The following is a 14552-nucleotide window of genomic DNA, read 5'->3' on the forward strand; positions in this document are numbered from 1 at the left end:
GACCGGGAACCCGCTGTGCGTAGTGCTCTTGATTGACCCGTTCGCAATCAAGAGTCCGTACGGCCCGGAAGAGGCGCCGGGCCGTACGGGACCATGGCTTTCCTGTGGAGGTATCCCGGTGATTCCCTTGCCGTTCGACGCTGCGCGCCGTGCATCAGCCACGTGCGGGACGGCGGAACAGACCAGTACCGTCGTGATCGGCTCCGGCCTGTCCGGCCTCGCCGTCGCGAGCGAGCTGAGCCGGCGAGGCGTCGAATCGATCGTCGTCGAGGCCCTGGAGTGCTCCGATTCCGGCACCATGCGCACCGTGATGGCGGACGCCGCGTCGCTGGCGGAGCGCACCGAACTGATGCGCCTGCTGCGCGGCTACGCCTCGGCCCACTGCCTCGACGTTCGCCAGAGCACCGTGGCCGAGCAGCTGAGCATCATCGGCCATCCCGCCCTCATCACGGCGCGCCTCGGCCGGAAACAGTGGGCGGTGCACACGGCCGAGGGCGTCCTGCTCGCCGACCACGTGGTCCTGACGAAGTACCCGCAGAACGAGCTGCGCAGGTTCCTCAGGGCCATGGGCGTCGCCGTCGGGAAGGATTTGAGGACAACACTGCGCACCATCGGCCTGCACCTGATCGGCGTCGGTGAGCCACTGACCCCCACCACGCGGGAGATCGTGCGCCAGGCGAAGCTCGTCAGCGACACCATCGCCACGGAGGTGCCCGCGACGACGCAACGCCCTGCCCCGACCGCCGCCGGGATCACACCGTTGAGCGCCTGAGCGTCGGTTCCGGGGCTACCGGCTGCCGCCGAGGCGCTTGCGCGCGGTGAAGGCCAGCACGCCGACGATCACCACGAGCGCCGCGATCATCAGCACGATACTCCAGGGGAAGTCGCTGACCCCGGCGGTCTGCGACCCTGCGACAGGATCGTCCTGCACCTCCGCCGGACCGGCCGTGGAGACCGAGTCGAGCGACGCCGTCGAGCCCTGCTGGGTGGTGAACGAGAAGATCCCCTCGATGGGATGGGAGTCCGAGCTGACCACGCGCCAGGAGACCGTGTACTCGCCGGCCGGTGCGTTGGCGCGCAGGGCCTGCGTGGCCGTGCGGTCCACGATCTCCGCGGGCCCCTCGGCCCAGTCCTCCCCGGACTCGTCGAGCACCTCCACCTGCGCCCCGATACCGGAGGGAACGCTGGTGAAGCTGAGCTCCACGCCCGGTGGCAGGACGGCCACGGTGGCGCCCTCCGCCGGGACCGTGCCGGTCAGCTCGTCGTGCGCGACTGCCGCGCCACCCGCCCCGAGGAGCATCGCCGTCGCGAGGAGGAAGGACAGGACGGAGGCGGCCATGGTGCGCGTGTGACGACGGCGCCCGCGCCTGGACGTGGACGGGTGCAGGACGCGCGGGGAGAGGGAAGCAGGCATGATCCAACCCTACGCGGAGGCCCCGGCACCGGTGCCCGCTGCGGAGCCGGTCGCGGCGGATGCGCGGGGCGGCGTCACGAACCGCCGGGCACGGCGGGGCCGGGATAGGATATCTGGCGTCGACGCCCGCCTTCCTCCGCCCTAGGATGACCCATGCTCAGAACTGGTTCCGCGCTGGACCGCTACTTCTCCGTCACGCAGCGCGGGTCGACGTTCTCCCGCGAGATCCGCGGTGGCCTGGCGACCTTCTTCGCCATGAGCTACATCGTGGTCCTCAATCCGCTCATCCTCGCCGGCGCGGATTCCGCGGGCACCGAGCTCGGCTTCGTCCGCGTCGCGGCCGTGACGGCCCTCGTGGCCGGCATCCTCACCATCGCGATGGGCGCCTGGGCGAAGTACCCGTTCGCACTCGCCACGGGGCTCGGCGTGAACGCGTTCGTCGCCATCACCGTCGCGACGAATCCGGGCCTGACCTGGCCGGACATCATGGGCCTGGTCATGCTCGCGGGCCTGACCATGTTCGTGCTCGTGCTGACGGGCTTCCGGACAGCCGTCTTCAACGCGGTCCCGGAAAGCCTCAAGACGGCGATCGTCGTGGGGATCGGTCTGTTCATCGCCCTGATCGGCCTCGTGAACTCGGGTTTCGTGCGTCGCATCCCCGACACGGCGAACACCACGGTACCGGTGGGCCTGGGCTTCGGCGGCGTGCTCATCGGCTGGCCCACGCTCGTCTTCGTCTTCGGTCTCGTCCTCACCATGGCGCTGGTGGTGCGCAAGGTGCGTGGGGGGATCCTCATGGGCGTACTCGGCGCCACGGCACTCGCGGTGGTCCTCGAGGCCACCTTCGACATCGGCCCCAGCGTGTCACCCGGACAGGATCCGAACCCTGCAGGATGGTCCCTCGTGGTCCCCGAACTGCCCACGGGTACCTGGGTGGGGATCCCGGATCTCTCCCTCGTGGGCAACGTGAGTCTCTTCGGCGCCTTCGGCCATCTCGGGGCAACGGCCGCACTCCTGCTGACGTTCACCATCCTGCTCAGTATCTTCTTCGACGCGATGGGCACCATGGTGGGCCTGGCGAACGAGGCGAAGCTCGTGGACGCGAAGGGCAACATCCCCGGCGTCGACCGTGTCCTGGTGGTCGACGCGCTCGGTGCCGTGGCCGGCGGCGCCGGATCCGTGTCGTCGAACCAGATCTACGTGGAATCCGGGGCCGGCATCGGCGAGGGCGCGCGGACCGGCCTGGCGAACGTGGTCACGGGGATCCTGTTCCTCCTCGCGATGTTCTTCACGCCCCTCATCAGCCTCGTCCCGTTCGAGGCCGTGGCACCGGCCCTCGTGGTGGTCGGCTTCATGATGGTGGCGCAGGTGGGGAGGATCGACTTCGAGGACTGGGGCGTGGCCATCCCGGCGTTCCTGACCTTCATCCTCATGCCGTTCACGTACTCGATCGCGAACGGCATCGGCGCCGGCTTCATCGCCTTCGTGCTGATCCGCTCCATCCAGGGCCGCGCCCGCGAGATCCATCCCCTCATGTGGGTCGTCGCGGCAGCATTCGTGGTCTTCTTCGGCCTCGGCCCCATCGAGGAACTGCTCGGCGTCTGAGGGGCCGGCGCGGGCCCGGCTCTCAGCGGGCCGACCAGCCGCCGTCCATGACGTAGGACGAGCCGGTGACCATCCCGGCGTCGTCGCCCGCCAGCCAGGCGACCACCGAGGCGACCTCCCGGGGCTCGACAAGACGTTTGATCGCCGACTCGGTGAGCATGATCCGGTTCATCACCTCGTCCTCGCTGATGGAGTGCAAGCGCGCCTGATCGGCGATCTGATCCTCCACGAGAGGCGTGCGGACGTATCCGGGGTTCACGCAATTGCTCGTGACGCCGTGCTCGCCGCCCTCGAGTGCCGTGACCTTCGAGAGCCCCTCGAGCGCGTGCTTGGCCGTGACGTAGGCGGACTTGAACGGCGAGGCGCGCAGGCCGTGCACGGAGGAGATGTTGATGATGCGCCCGAAGCCGCGCTCGTACATCCCCGGTAGGACTGCGCGGATCAGGAGGAACGGTGCCTCGACCATGAGGGTCTGGATGCGGCGGAAATCGTCCGGGCTGAAGTCCTGGATGGGGCTGACCACCTGGATGCCGGCGTTGTTCACGAGGATGTCCGCCCGCAGGGACAGCTGCTCCAGTGCAATCGTGTCGAGGAGATCCACCGCCCAGGACTCTCCCCCGAGTTCCTCGGCAAGACTCCGGGCACCGTCCTCGTCGCGGTCGGCGACGACCACCGCCGCGCCCCGAGCCGCCAGGGCCCGCGCGCAGGCTGCGCCGATACCGCTCGCACCCCCGGTGACGACGGCGCGGCGCCCGCTGAGTTCGCCCTGCACGGAGCTGCTCCCGGCGTCGTGCTGCTCTTCTGGATCGGGACTCACGGGTGGCCTCTTCTCGCTCGGGGGACGGGTCCGGCACTCCCGAGTATCTCTGCCGGAGGAAGCCACTCCAATGACCACTTCGGCACCATCACTCTGCAATACTGCACACATGGCCGACCCCAACGCCCAGGATCTCCTCGTCCTGCAAGCCGTCGCCCGGTCCGGCCGCTACACCGCAGCTGCCCACGCCCTCGGTCTCAACCACACGACCGTCTCGCGCAGGATCGCCGCCCTCGAGAAGGCGCTCGGCGGGCGTGTGCTGTCCCGGGCGGTGGACGGCTGGGAGCTGACGGCGCTCGGCGCGCGTGCCGTCGCGGCCGCCACGGAGATCGCCGCCGCCGTCGCGCATCTCACCGATGACGACGCCGGAGCACTCAGCGGCGTCGTCCGCCTCAGTGCCACGGACGGATTCAGTGCCTACATCGCGGCGCCCGCCTTCGCCCGACTGCGCTCCGGGAACCCGGGCCTCAGCGTCGAGATCGTCGCCACGACCCGCCGTGCCTCCCAGACACGGACCGGGCTCGACTTCGAGGTGGTGGTCGGCGAGCCGCAGCTCCACCGCGCGGAGGCGATCCGGCTCGGCGCCTATGTGCTGGGCCTCTACGCCTCACGGGACTATCTGGCGGCGAACGGGACACCGTCTGATCTTGATGGCGTCCTCGCCCACCCGCTGGTGTATTTCATCGACTCGATGCTGCAGGTCGACGGGCTCGACACGCCCCGGCGCCTGCTGCCCGCCATGCGTGACGCGCTGAGCTGCACCAATGTCTTCGTCCATGTCGAGGCCACCCGCGTGGGAGCGGGGATCGGCCTGCTGCCATGTTTCATGGCGGACCGGCACGCCGATCTGGTGCGGCTCCTGCCCGATGTGGTGGCCGAGCAGCTGGATTACTGGCTCGTGGCGCGTCCGGATGCGTTGCGCCGCCCTGCGGTGGCCGCCGTCGTACAGGCCCTCCGCGAGGGTACCCGCGCGCTCGAACCGCAGCTCCTCGGGCAGGACCGGCGCGCGTAGGACACGGCCTGATCAGTCGGCGAGGATCTGCGCGCCCGCGGCGAAGGTCCGTACCCGGGCGTCCTGCCAGAGCTGCGCCGGCGTTCCTCCGCCGAGCAGTTCGCGCGCCAGCCCAGGGTCTGCCCCGAGGGGTGCATCGCTCCCGGCGATGATCACGTTGCCGAGGCGCCGACCCTTGAGCATGGCCGGGTCGGCGATGATCGCGGTGTGCGCGAACTCCGCGCCGATGGTCGCCGCCTCACGCCTGGCCATCGCGAGGTCGGGCCTGTCACCGCAGTTGACGATGTACACGCCGTCGGGCGCGAGAAGACGGCGGACAGCGCGGGTGAACTCCCTCGTGGTCAGGGATACCGGCGTGGTGCTGCCCGCGAAAACGTCCCGGATGACGAGATCGCGGCTGTCCTCGCTCAGCGATTCCGTCACGGCGCGGGCCTCGCCGACCCTGATGCGCATGAGCGGCGCCCGCGGCAGCTCGAACCACTGACGCACCAGGTCCGCGAGCCGCCCGTCGAGTTCGACGACGACCTGGCGGGACTGCGGGTGCGACGCCGTGAAACGCCGGGCGAGGGAGCAGGCGCCCCCGCCGAGATGGAGGGCGCGCAGGCGGTCCGGGGCCGCCCAGCGCGAGTCGACGAGGGAGGCGATCCAGCGCATGTACTCGAAGTCCAGCCGCAGCGGGTCGACGAGATCGATGTGGGAGCTGGGCACGCCGTTGATCCGCAGCACCCAGCCGTTCGGGTTGTACGGATCGGGCTCGAGTTCGCAGGTCCCGGTCTCGATGGGGAACTCCCCGATCTCGGGGTGCGCACCCGCGGGTCTCGCCATCAGGGTCGGCCCCACCGGAGGGCGGTTCGTGCGGACCGCTGGCCGGCGGGGGTCAGGAGTGGCCCTCGTACTGCTCCTGATCGGCGATGGCCGCCTCCAGCCGCTCCATCTTGCCGGTGAGCTCGCCCGTATGCCCGGGCCGGATGTCTGCCTTCAGGACAAGCGAGACACGACTGCCGTAGCGGCCGGCAGCGTCGGCGGCGTTCTTGACGACGGCCATCACCTCGTCCCAGTCGCCCTCGATCGTGGTGAACATCGAGTCGGTGTGGTTGGGCAGACCGGACTCACGCACGACGGCGACCGCGGCGGCGACGGCGTCGTGCACCGATCCCTCGGGATTCTCGCGTGAGGTGTCGGAGGAGCCGGACGGGGCGACGCTGAAGGCTACGAGCATGCCTCCAGTCTGGCATGGGGGCGCCTCGCTGGTCAGCCCCCGGTGACGGCCTTGACCAGCTCGTTCAGACCGAGCACGAGGAACACCACGGTGGTGATAGCCAGGAACACGTTGGAGAGCCACTTGTTCCGCCACTGCTGCGCCAGGCGCGAGCTGTTGAGCAGCACCAGCAGTGTGATGGCGAGGAAGGGCATGAACAGCGAGCCGAGCACCCCGTAGAGCAGGATCAGGAAGAACGGCCGCCCGAGCAGGAGCAGCAGCATGGGCGGGATGGTCAGCCAGAGCATGTAGGCGCGGGCAGGTCTGCTGTGCGAGTCGGGGGCGTCGTCGTCGGAGAGATCGTCCGCCCTCTTGCGGAAGTTGGCCCAGAAGTCGGCGAACATGAGGCTGACGCCGTGCCACACTCCAAGGAGCGAGGAGAACGACGACGCCCAGAACCCGATGAGGAACACCTTCGCCCACACCACGCCGTAGCGGTCCTCGAGCACGGCCCCCATGTCGAGGAGCCCACGGTCACCGCTCTGGAGCGAGATGTTCGCGGTGTAGAGCAGTTCCGCACCGAGGATGAGCATGCAGATCACGAAGATGCCGGTCATGGAATACGCCACCGAGTTGTCCACCCGCATGACCTTCATCCACTTCGGCTTGTTCCAGCCCTTCTCCCGCAGCCAGTACCCGTAGGCGGCGAGCGTGATGGTCCCGCCCACGCCGCCTGCCAGGCCCAGGACGTAGAAGACAGACCCGGCCGGCAGGGTGGGCACCAGCCCGGTGAGCAGCGAGGGGATGTTCGGCAGCGCGAGGACGGCCGAGCCGACCACGGAGACGAACATGATGCCGACCATCACGGTCATGACCTTCTCGAAGAGCCCGTACCGGCCGAACCACACGAGCGCCAATCCGATCAGGCCCGAGGCGACGGCGAACGCGTTCAGGGGGATGGCCGGGAACAGGGCCTGCAGGGGCAGGGCCGTCGAGCTCATGCCCGTCGCTCCGTACACGAAGCCCCAGATGATGACGTACGAGCCGAAGTACCAGCTGGTCCAGGCCCCGAGTGTCCGCCAGCCCTGGAAGATCGTCTTGCCCGTCGCGAGGTACCAGCGGCCCACGCCCTCCACCAGGACGATCTTCAGGACACAGCCGATCACCGCTGCCCACAGGAGTGCGTAGCCGTAACGACTTCCCGCGATCAGCGTGGCCACGAGATCGCCCGCACCGACGCCGGTGGCCGCAGCGAGCAGCCCCGGCCCCACCAGCCGCCACTTCGGTTTCTCGAGCTCGTCGACGCCTGTACTTCCAGGATCAGCCACTGTGTGCCCCCTCGGAGTCCCGTTGGTGCGTAGAGCCTAGCAAGGGCGTCGCCGTAGGCCTAGGATCCGGTCACGACGTCGTGGACGCCTCGCGGCGGCGCAGCCACTCGCTGGCAGGGGCGGTGGACAGACCGTGGATCACCACGGAGAGCGTGATGGCCAGAGTCGTGTAGACGAACAGGTCGTGGTTGCCGGTCATCCGCTCGGCGAGGGTCGCGTAGAAGAGCGCCGAGATGCCGACGGGGCCGAACCAGCCGAGGAACACGGTCTCGGGCACGCTGTGTACCCGCCGCAGGAGTGGGCGCAGGACCAGGAGATCCACGGCCCGGCGGAGGAGGAGCGCCGCGAGGACCACCGCGGGGGCACTCCACCCGAGCGCCGCCCACGCGTCGAACGGCAGGTCGAGGCCGAGCAGGATGAAGACCGGCAGCAGGAAGAACCTGTTCACCACGTCCTCCACCGCGTCCTCCTGGTCCTCGTCCCGCTGCGGGATGACCTGGCCGAACACCGCTGCTGCGACGAAGACGGCGAGGACGGCGTCGGTCCCCAGCAGCTTGCCCGCGCCGAGCAGCAGGAGGGCGAAGGGCAGGAGGAAGCCCAGGTAGGAGCTGTCCTCCATCAGGCCCCTGTTCTTCGCGAGGACGAAGATCCTGGCCAGGAGGTATCCCGCGAGCGCTCCGAACAGGGCGGCGCCGAGCACCTCCCGGAGCAGCACGGAGACCAGCAGATCCTGACCCGCCGTCTCCGGCGAGGTCAGGAGGAGGACCGGCAGGAGGACGAAGAGGTACCCGAGCCCGTCGTTGAGCCCGCTCTCCGAGGAGATGTCGTACCGCACACGCCGCGGGATCTTCGCCTCCGCGAGGGAACCGGTGACGACCGGGGTGGAGACCACGGGGTCCGTGGGCGTGATGATCGCCCCGAGTGTCAGGGCCACGAGGAACGGCACACCCAGCAGCGCCCAGAGGACACCCGTGGAGACCGCCCACATGACGGGCATGCCGAGGACGATGCTCGCGACGACCCACCGGCGGTTCCGTCGCCAGTAGCCGTGCGGCAACCGGAGAGCCACGCCCGCGAGGCCGACGGCGAGCGTGATCCGCGCCGCCTGCTCCAGCAGTTCGCCCGTCGGCACACCGAGATCCTCGATGCGCACGACGCCGAGCACGGCCGGGCCGAGGAGCACGCCCGTGGTGAGCGCCAGCACCGGCCCGGGGAGACTGATGCGCTGCAGCGCGGAGGAGAAGAGCGAGAGCAGGAGGATGGTTCCCGCGAACAGGGTGAGGAGCAGATCGATGTCCAGGGCCGGGACCGCCTTCCGAAGATCAACAGGGGGATCGTCACCAGAGTAATCCCGGTGGCCGTCCCGTGTGCCGGGCTTCGAGGAGCATCTCCCCGGTCACATGGTGCGGCGCGACACTGCTGATCCTGCTGCCGCCCCCTACGCTTGGTCCCAGTACGCCTCGGCTTTCGATGGTGCAGCCGGGTGATCACTGCCACGTTCTCCGATGGGTGTTCCTTGTCTGCTCCGCCTCCGACGGTGTCCGCCGCCGCACCGTTCCCGTACCTCGGTCTGCTCTCGCTGGCCGGTGCCATCTTCGTCTCCGTGACCAGCGAGTTCCTGCCCACGGGACTCCTGCCGGCCATGGCGCGCGATCTCGGGGTGGGGCTGTCGACCGCGGGCTACCTCGTGACCATCTTCGCGGGGACCGTCGTCGTCGCGACCACGCCGTTGGCCGCGGTGACCCAGCGCTTCTCCCGCAAGTCGCTGATCGTCGTCGTGCTCCTGGTGATCGCGGTGGCGAATGTCCTGGCGGCCATCGCACCGACGTACGGCGTCCTGGTGGCAGCGCGCATCCTGGGCGGGTTGGCGCACGGTCTGTTCTGGGCCGTGGTCGCCGCGTACGCCGCGCACCTCGTCCCGGCACACCAGCTGGGCAAGGCGGTGGCCATCACCGCAGGGGGCGGGACGGCGGCGTTCGTGCTGGGCGTGCCCGTGGGGACGGCGATCGGCAATGCTCTGGGGTGGCGTGCGGCGTTCACCATCATCGGCGTCGTCGTCCTCGTCCTCGCCCTCGTGATCGTGAAGTTCCTGCCTCCGGTGGAGCACCGTGTGGAGCGTGCGGCGGGCGAGGAACCGGTCCCGGCGCGCCGGGATCCGAGCATGAGTGCCGTGGTGCTGCTCTGCGCGGTGATCCTGATCGTCCTCACCGGGCAGAATCTCTTCTACACCTACATAGCCCCGTGGCTCACGGAGATCTCCACTTTCGCCCCGGAGGGGATCGCGCTGGTCCTCTTCCTCTACGGCGGGGCGGGCATCATCGGCCTGATCATCGCCGGCTATGCCACCGACCGCTTCCCGCGCAAGGCGTTCGTGGCCGTGCTGCTGCTGGTCATGGTGGCGGTCCTGACGCTCGCGCTCGCCCCGTCGAACACCGCGGTGGTGCTGCTGGCGGTGACCGTGTGGGGTGCCGCCTTCGGGGCGATCCCGGCCATGCTGCAGACGAGGATGATGCGCACGGCGTCCTACCGCATCCGCGATCTCTCCGCGGCCCTCCAGACCACGGCCTTCAACATAGGCATCGCCAGCGGCGCGCTGTTCGGCGGGATCCTGCTCGACTCCGTGGGTCTGGGGGTCCTCCCCTTCGTCCTTATCGTCCTGCTGGGCGTGGCACTGGCCCTCAGCCTGACCACCGACACCGTGACGGGGCGGAGGGAGCGCCGCCGGCTCCGCCCCTGACTAGAGTGGCCTGATGCGCGCTGTGTGGTTCGACCGCTTCACCGAACGCCCCGTCCTCCGCGACGTCCCAGACCCTGTTCCGACGCCCCGCGGCGTCGTGGTCCGCGTCGAGGCGACGGGCCTGTGCCGCAGCGATGTGCACGGCTGGCTGGGGCACGACGACGGCATCGCCCTGCCGCACGTCCCCGGCCACGAGCTCGTCGGCACCATCACCACGGTGGGTCAGGAGGTCCGGAGGTTCGGCCCCGGGGACCGCGTGACCACCCCGTTCATCTGCGCGTGCGGACACTGTCCCGAGTGCGCCGCGGGCAACGGCCAGGTCTGCAGGAACCAGACGCAGCCGGGCTTCACCCACTGGGGGTCCTTCGCCGAGCAGGTGGCGCTGCACGACGCCGACACGAACCTGATCGCGGTCCCCGCCTCCCTCGACGCCGGCGCCGCTGCCCTGCTGGGCTGCCGGTTCGCGACGTCGTACCGCGGCCTGGTCCACCAGGCGCGACTCGAGGCCGGCCAGTCCCTCGCGGTGGTGGGGTGCGGAGGCGTAGGGCTCAGCGCCGTCATGATCGGCGTGGCCCTCGGCGCGCAGGTGATCGCGGTGGACGTGGACGACGCCGCACTGGAGCGTGCGCGCCGTTTCGGGGCCGTCCACACCGTGAATTCCGCCGGCCTGTCGGTGGAGGAGGCGGTGCACGCCGTGCGCGACGCAGTGCCGTCGGGTATCGACGTCTCCGTCGACGCGCTGGGACGCGAGCAGACCGCCGCCCTGGGCATCCTGTCCCTGCGCCCGCGAGGCCGTCATGTGCAGATCGGGCTCTTCCCCGCGGACCCGGTGGTGCCCATGGGCGCGGTGATCAGCGGTGAGCTCACCGTCCTCGGCAGCCACGGCATGCCCGCCCGGGACTATCCCGGCCTGCTGGACCTGATCGGCGAGGGCCGGCTGCGTCCCCAGGATCTGATCGAGCGGACCATCCCCCTCTCCGCCGTCCCGGACGCCCTCGTCGCGATGGCGGGTGACCGGTCGGTGGGTGGGGTGACCGTCGTCGATCCGCGTCTGTGAACCGACCACCTCAGCAGGCGGGACCGCGACGGCCCGGCGAATCGGTCAGCCGCGGAACAGACCCTCGAGCAGATCGACCGCGATGACCAGAGCGTCCTCGTCCACGTCGAAGCGGCGGTGGTGGTGCGGGGCCGGGTTCGAGGCACCGACGAAGATGTAGGTGCCCAATCCGCCCGCTTCCTGCACCTCGCGGATGAGCAGGTGCGCGTCATCACTGCCGCCGCCGGAGGGTCCGCTGGGCGTGAACTCGGAGATCGCCGCAACATCCCCCGCCGCGCGCGCCACCCCGGCGAGCAGCGCCTCGTCCGGCTGGGACACCGCGGCGCGGCCGTACACCGTGGTCGAGGCCTCGACGCCGTACATCCGCGCGGCCCCCTGCACGGCGTTCTCCGCACGCAGGTTCAGGTCCTCGAGGACGGCGTTCGACGTCGACCGGGTCTCATAGGTGATGGTGGCGAGCGCCGGAATGATGTTGGCGCTGCCGTCGGCGTGGAACGTGCCCACATTGACGCGGGTGTCCGCCTCGGCGAACCGGGTCAGCCCGAGGATCGCGAGCGTGGCCTGGGCAGCGGCGGCGAGCGCATGGCGGCCCTTCTCCGGTGCCGCCGCCGCGTGCGCCGCCTCGCCCTCGAAACGGGCGGTCCATTTGGTGGTCGCCATCGCGTCCGTGACCCCGCCGACGACGGTCCCCGTCGGCAGGTCCCCGCCGAGGTGGACGGCGAGCATCCGGTCGACCCCGCGCGTCACACCCGCGTCGATCATGGGCTGCGCCCCGCGGACGCCTTCCTCGGCGGGCTGGAACATGATGCGCACCGTGCCGGGGAAGTCGCCGTCGCGCAGCCGCTCGGCCAGTGCGAGGCCAATCGCTGCGTGTCCGTCGTGGCCGCACGCGTGCATGTATCCCGTGGTGGACCGGAACCCGCCTGCCGCGGGAGCGTGCTCGTCACTGGTCTCCTCGTCGACGGGGAGGGCGTCGATATCCACCCGCAGCCCCCACGTGGGGCCGGGACGGTTGCCCTCGAGCTCGGCGATGATCGCGGTGCCGTGCTCCTGGAAGTAGGCGACGTCGTCCGGTGGGGTCCCGGCGTCCACGGCGCGCGCTCCCCACGTGTCCATCTCGGCGCGGGTGGGCGGCACCGCGATCCGGTCGACCGCGATGGCCGCGGCGCCGGTGGTGGCCCGGACCCCCATGCTCCTGAGCTCGGCGAGGATGACGGAGGCGGTGCGGTATTCGAGGAACCCCGGCTCGGCATGGGCGTGGAACCGGCGGCGGAGGGCGATGATCGTCTCGGGCTGCATCCTCCGACCCTACGCAGGATGAGCGCGGGTATCCGGCGCAGCGCCGTGGCGTACCCTGCTTGAACCCCGTCCGAACGATGTCGGCCATCCGGCCGAAGGAGGCCCCGTGGAGACCGTACGGATCCGCACCATCCACGATCTTCATCACCTCCTCCCCCGGCCCGCACCGAACGAACGGGTCGTGCTTGGTCTCGTCGGAGCACCCGGCGCCGGGAAATCGACCGTTGCCGGGATGATCGCGGCCCTCGATCCGGCGGCCCATGCCCTAGTGCCGCTGGACGGCTTCCACCTGGCGGATCGGGCCCTGTCCGGCCTCGGACTCCTGGACCGGAAGGGGGCACACGAGACGTTCGACGCCCACGGCTACGCGGCTCTCCTCACCCGGCTGCGGAGCAGACCGGCCGAGACCGTGTACGCGCCATCCTTCGAACGCGATCTCGAACAGCCCCTCGCCAATGCGCTGGCTGTCCCGTCGTCGTCGACCCTGCTCGTCACGGAGGGCAACTACCTGCTCCTCGACGCTCCGGGGTGGCGGGAGGCCCGAAGCCGGACCGACGAGACCTGGTTCCTCGACGTGGATCCGGCCGTCCGGCGGAGCAGGCTCATCGACCGCCACATCCGGTTCGGCAAGGAGCCCCGGGAGGCCGAGGCGTGGGTGCGGCGCGTGGACGATCCGAATGCCGCACTCGTCGGGGCCACCCGGCACCGAGCCGACCGCGTCCTCGACCTCACGGCCTGGGCCCCCGCCTGAACTGCTCCCACTTCCGCCGGCTCCCGCGAGCGTGGACGGAAGCCGACGAAGGGCCGAGGGAGGCTGAATCCGATGGAGGCAGGGCTTCTCCGCACCGACCGCCGCTACGCTGGCAGGAGGACGCCGGAGCGACCGGCATCGCGGCGGGGGCCGCGACCAGTGCCGCTGCAGGAAGGAGCGCCGATGCCGACCGAGCAGGATCTGTCCGTTGGGCAGCTGGCCGCGCGCAGCGGCGTCGCCGTCTCCGCCCTGCACTTCTACGAGCGCCAGGGCCTCATCCGGAGCCGGCGCACCTCCGGCAACCAGCGCCGCTACGACCGCTCGATCCTGCGCAGGGTCGCCGTGATCCGCGCGGCCCAGCGGGCCGGGATCCCGCTCTCCACCGTCGCCGAAGCGTTCGCCGAACTGCCCCAGGACGGCGTGCCGGATCAGGAGGACTGGCAGCGGATGTCCGCTGCCTGGCAGCAGGAGATCGCGCAGCGCATCTCCCAGCTGGAGCACCTGAGGGACCGCCTGGGCGGCTGCATCGGATGCGGTTGCCTGTCCCTGTCCATGTGCAGCTTCGTGAATCCGGACGACGCCGCCGCCCGGCGCGATGGCACCGCAACCCTTCTCGATCCTGATCGACTGATTTGACCTCAACCATTGTTCAGGTTCTACGGTGGATCACATGACAGCTTCCCCGGGCCACGCCGCCCCCACCGCCGATCTCTTCAAGGACGCCTTCCGGGCGCATCCTGCCGGGATCGCGGTCATCACGGCGCAGGGCTCCGAGGGCCCCGTGGGCCTGACGGCGTCGTCCGTCTCCTCGGTCTCGGCCGATCCGCCCGTGCTGGCCTTCTCGGTGTCGACGGCGTCGTCGTCCGCGGCGGCCCTCGTGGATGCCGAGACGATCGTGGTGCATCTGCTCGGCGCGGACCAACTCGACATTGCGAAGCTCTTCGCGACCCGCGGAGCGGATCGATTCTCAGGGGCGGTGGAGTGGCGCCCCCTGGCCTCGGGCGAACCACTTCTGGTCGATGCCCCCTGGGCTCTGCGCAGCCGCATCCTGCACCGGATGCCGGTGGGTGGATCGATGATCCTCGCGGCCGAGGTCCTGTCCATCGAGCCGGGAGCGCACAACGACGTCGCACCACTCGTCTACCACAATCGCGCCTATCATCGGCTGGGAGACCAGTCGCTGCTGGGCTGAAGGAACCGAACACCAATCAGGAGGATTGTATGAGCGAGTACGTACTGCCGGATCTGGACTACGACTACGCGGCCCTGGAGCCGCACATCTCGGGCCGGATCATGGAACTGCATCACTCCAAGCACCACGCCACCTACGTCAA

The 14552-nt window shown here is 70.0% G+C and carries 15 protein-coding genes and 1 pseudogene; 9 read left to right on the forward strand and 7 right to left on the reverse strand.

Features of this window, described 5'->3' with window-relative positions; genetic code table 11:
• Positions 1-118 precede the first annotated feature (118 nt).
• Complete coding sequence (locus FQ377_RS11335; protein WP_262364416.1) at positions 119-772, forward strand: FAD-dependent monooxygenase; 654 nt, start codon at positions 119-121, stop codon at positions 770-772.
• 15 nt (positions 773-787) lie between these two features.
• On the opposite strand, the gene FQ377_RS11340 is transcribed toward FQ377_RS11335, so the two are convergent.
• Positions 788-1414, reverse strand: a complete 627-nt coding sequence (locus tag FQ377_RS11340; protein ID WP_262364417.1) for a copper resistance CopC family protein — start codon at positions 1412-1414, stop codon at positions 788-790.
• A 153-nt stretch (positions 1415-1567) separates the two neighbouring features.
• On the opposite strand from FQ377_RS11340, the gene FQ377_RS11345 reads away from it, so the two are divergent.
• Complete coding sequence (locus tag FQ377_RS11345) at positions 1568-3019, forward strand: NCS2 family permease (protein WP_148601369.1); 1452 nt, start codon at positions 1568-1570, stop codon at positions 3017-3019.
• A 22-nt stretch (positions 3020-3041) separates the two neighbouring features.
• Here FQ377_RS11345 and FQ377_RS11350 read toward each other — a convergent pair whose 3' ends face one another.
• A complete protein-coding gene (locus FQ377_RS11350) occupies positions 3042-3836 on the reverse strand; it encodes a 3-hydroxybutyrate dehydrogenase (protein WP_395858488.1) in 795 nt (264 codons plus the stop codon).
• A gap of 109 nt (positions 3837-3945) precedes the next feature.
• Between FQ377_RS11350 and FQ377_RS11355 the strand changes: the two genes are divergently transcribed.
• Positions 3946-4848 carry a LysR family transcriptional regulator gene (locus FQ377_RS11355; RefSeq protein WP_262364418.1) on the forward strand — a complete coding sequence of 301 codons (903 nt, stop codon included), beginning with the start codon at positions 3946-3948 and terminating at the stop codon, positions 4846-4848.
• Between the two features lie 12 nt (positions 4849-4860).
• Here the strand turns inward: FQ377_RS11355 and FQ377_RS11360 are convergent, their stop codons facing one another.
• The 4 genes from FQ377_RS11360 to FQ377_RS11375 form a co-directional block, all read right to left on the reverse strand.
• Positions 4861-5673, reverse strand: a complete 813-nt coding sequence (locus FQ377_RS11360) for a spermidine synthase (RefSeq protein ID WP_148601372.1) — start codon at positions 5671-5673, stop codon at positions 4861-4863.
• A 52-nt stretch (positions 5674-5725) separates the two neighbouring features.
• A complete protein-coding gene (locus FQ377_RS11365; RefSeq protein ID WP_148601373.1) occupies positions 5726-6067 on the reverse strand; it encodes a thiamine-binding protein in 342 nt (113 codons plus the stop codon).
• A gap of 32 nt (positions 6068-6099) precedes the next feature.
• A complete protein-coding gene (locus FQ377_RS11370; RefSeq protein WP_148601374.1) occupies positions 6100-7374 on the reverse strand; it encodes an Nramp family divalent metal transporter in 1275 nt (424 codons plus the stop codon).
• A gap of 70 nt (positions 7375-7444) precedes the next feature.
• Positions 7445-8674 (reverse strand): cation:proton antiporter domain-containing protein, encoded by a 1230-nt coding sequence (locus tag FQ377_RS11375; protein ID WP_148601375.1) that lies wholly within the window; start codon positions 8672-8674, stop codon positions 7445-7447.
• A 216-nt stretch (positions 8675-8890) separates the two neighbouring features.
• Between FQ377_RS11375 and FQ377_RS11380 the strand changes: the two genes are divergently transcribed.
• Together FQ377_RS11380 and FQ377_RS11385 are read left to right on the forward strand one after the other, a co-directional pair.
• Positions 8891-10111 (forward strand): MFS transporter, encoded by a 1221-nt coding sequence (locus FQ377_RS11380; RefSeq protein WP_187393342.1) that lies wholly within the window; start codon positions 8891-8893, stop codon positions 10109-10111.
• Positions 10112-10124: 13 nt separating this feature from the next.
• Positions 10125-11168: a zinc-dependent alcohol dehydrogenase family protein gene (locus FQ377_RS11385; RefSeq protein WP_148601377.1), complete on the forward strand. Its 1044-nt coding sequence runs from the start codon at positions 10125-10127 to the stop codon at positions 11166-11168.
• Between the two features lie 45 nt (positions 11169-11213).
• Here FQ377_RS11385 and FQ377_RS11390 read toward each other — a convergent pair whose 3' ends face one another.
• A complete protein-coding gene (locus tag FQ377_RS11390; protein WP_148601378.1) occupies positions 11214-12467 on the reverse strand; it encodes an amidohydrolase in 1254 nt (417 codons plus the stop codon).
• Positions 12468-12573: 106 nt separating this feature from the next.
• On the opposite strand from FQ377_RS11390, the gene FQ377_RS11395 reads away from it, so the two are divergent.
• From FQ377_RS11395 to FQ377_RS11410, 4 genes and pseudogenes are all read left to right on the forward strand, one after another.
• Positions 12574-13218 (forward strand): nucleoside/nucleotide kinase family protein, encoded by a 645-nt coding sequence (locus FQ377_RS11395; RefSeq protein WP_262364419.1) that lies wholly within the window; start codon positions 12574-12576, stop codon positions 13216-13218.
• A 183-nt stretch (positions 13219-13401) separates the two neighbouring features.
• Positions 13402-13854, forward strand: coding sequence for a redox-sensitive transcriptional activator SoxR (gene soxR, locus FQ377_RS11400; protein WP_148601379.1), 453 nt, complete (start codon positions 13402-13404; stop codon positions 13852-13854).
• A 34-nt stretch (positions 13855-13888) separates the two neighbouring features.
• Complete coding sequence (locus FQ377_RS11405; protein ID WP_148601380.1) at positions 13889-14410, forward strand: flavin reductase family protein; 522 nt, start codon at positions 13889-13891, stop codon at positions 14408-14410.
• 29 nt (positions 14411-14439) lie between these two features.
• Positions 14440-14552 (forward strand): annotated as a pseudogene (locus FQ377_RS11410) (superoxide dismutase); the annotation flags it as partial.

The sequence above is a fragment of the Arthrobacter echini genome (assembly GCF_008107445.1).
In the GTDB taxonomy this organism is placed as follows: Bacteria; Actinomycetota; Actinomycetes; order Actinomycetales; family Micrococcaceae; genus Arthrobacter_D; species Arthrobacter_D echini_A.

Excerpts from the sequence above, each read along its gene's own strand:
- FQ377_RS11340 (WP_262364417.1), bottom strand. The coding sequence starts at position 1,414 with ATGCCTGCTTCCCTCTCCCCGCGCGTCCTGCACCCGTCCACGTCCAGG.
- FQ377_RS11345 (WP_148601369.1), top strand. The coding sequence starts at position 1,568 with ATGCTCAGAACTGGTTCCGCGCTGGACCGCTACTTCTCCGTCACGCAG.
- FQ377_RS11355 (WP_262364418.1), top strand. The coding sequence starts at position 3,946 with ATGGCCGACCCCAACGCCCAGGATCTCCTCGTCCTGCAAGCCGTCGCC.
- FQ377_RS11360 (WP_148601372.1), bottom strand. The coding sequence starts at position 5,673 with ATGGCGAGACCCGCGGGTGCGCACCCCGAGATCGGGGAGTTCCCCATC.
- FQ377_RS11365 (WP_148601373.1), bottom strand. The coding sequence starts at position 6,067 with ATGCTCGTAGCCTTCAGCGTCGCCCCGTCCGGCTCCTCCGACACCTCA.
- FQ377_RS11385 (WP_148601377.1), top strand. The coding sequence starts at position 10,125 with ATGCGCGCTGTGTGGTTCGACCGCTTCACCGAACGCCCCGTCCTCCGC.
- FQ377_RS11390 (WP_148601378.1), bottom strand. The coding sequence starts at position 12,467 with ATGCAGCCCGAGACGATCATCGCCCTCCGCCGCCGGTTCCACGCCCAT.
- soxR (WP_148601379.1), top strand. The coding sequence starts at position 13,402 with ATGCCGACCGAGCAGGATCTGTCCGTTGGGCAGCTGGCCGCGCGCAGC.
- FQ377_RS11405 (WP_148601380.1), top strand. The coding sequence starts at position 13,889 with ATGACAGCTTCCCCGGGCCACGCCGCCCCCACCGCCGATCTCTTCAAG.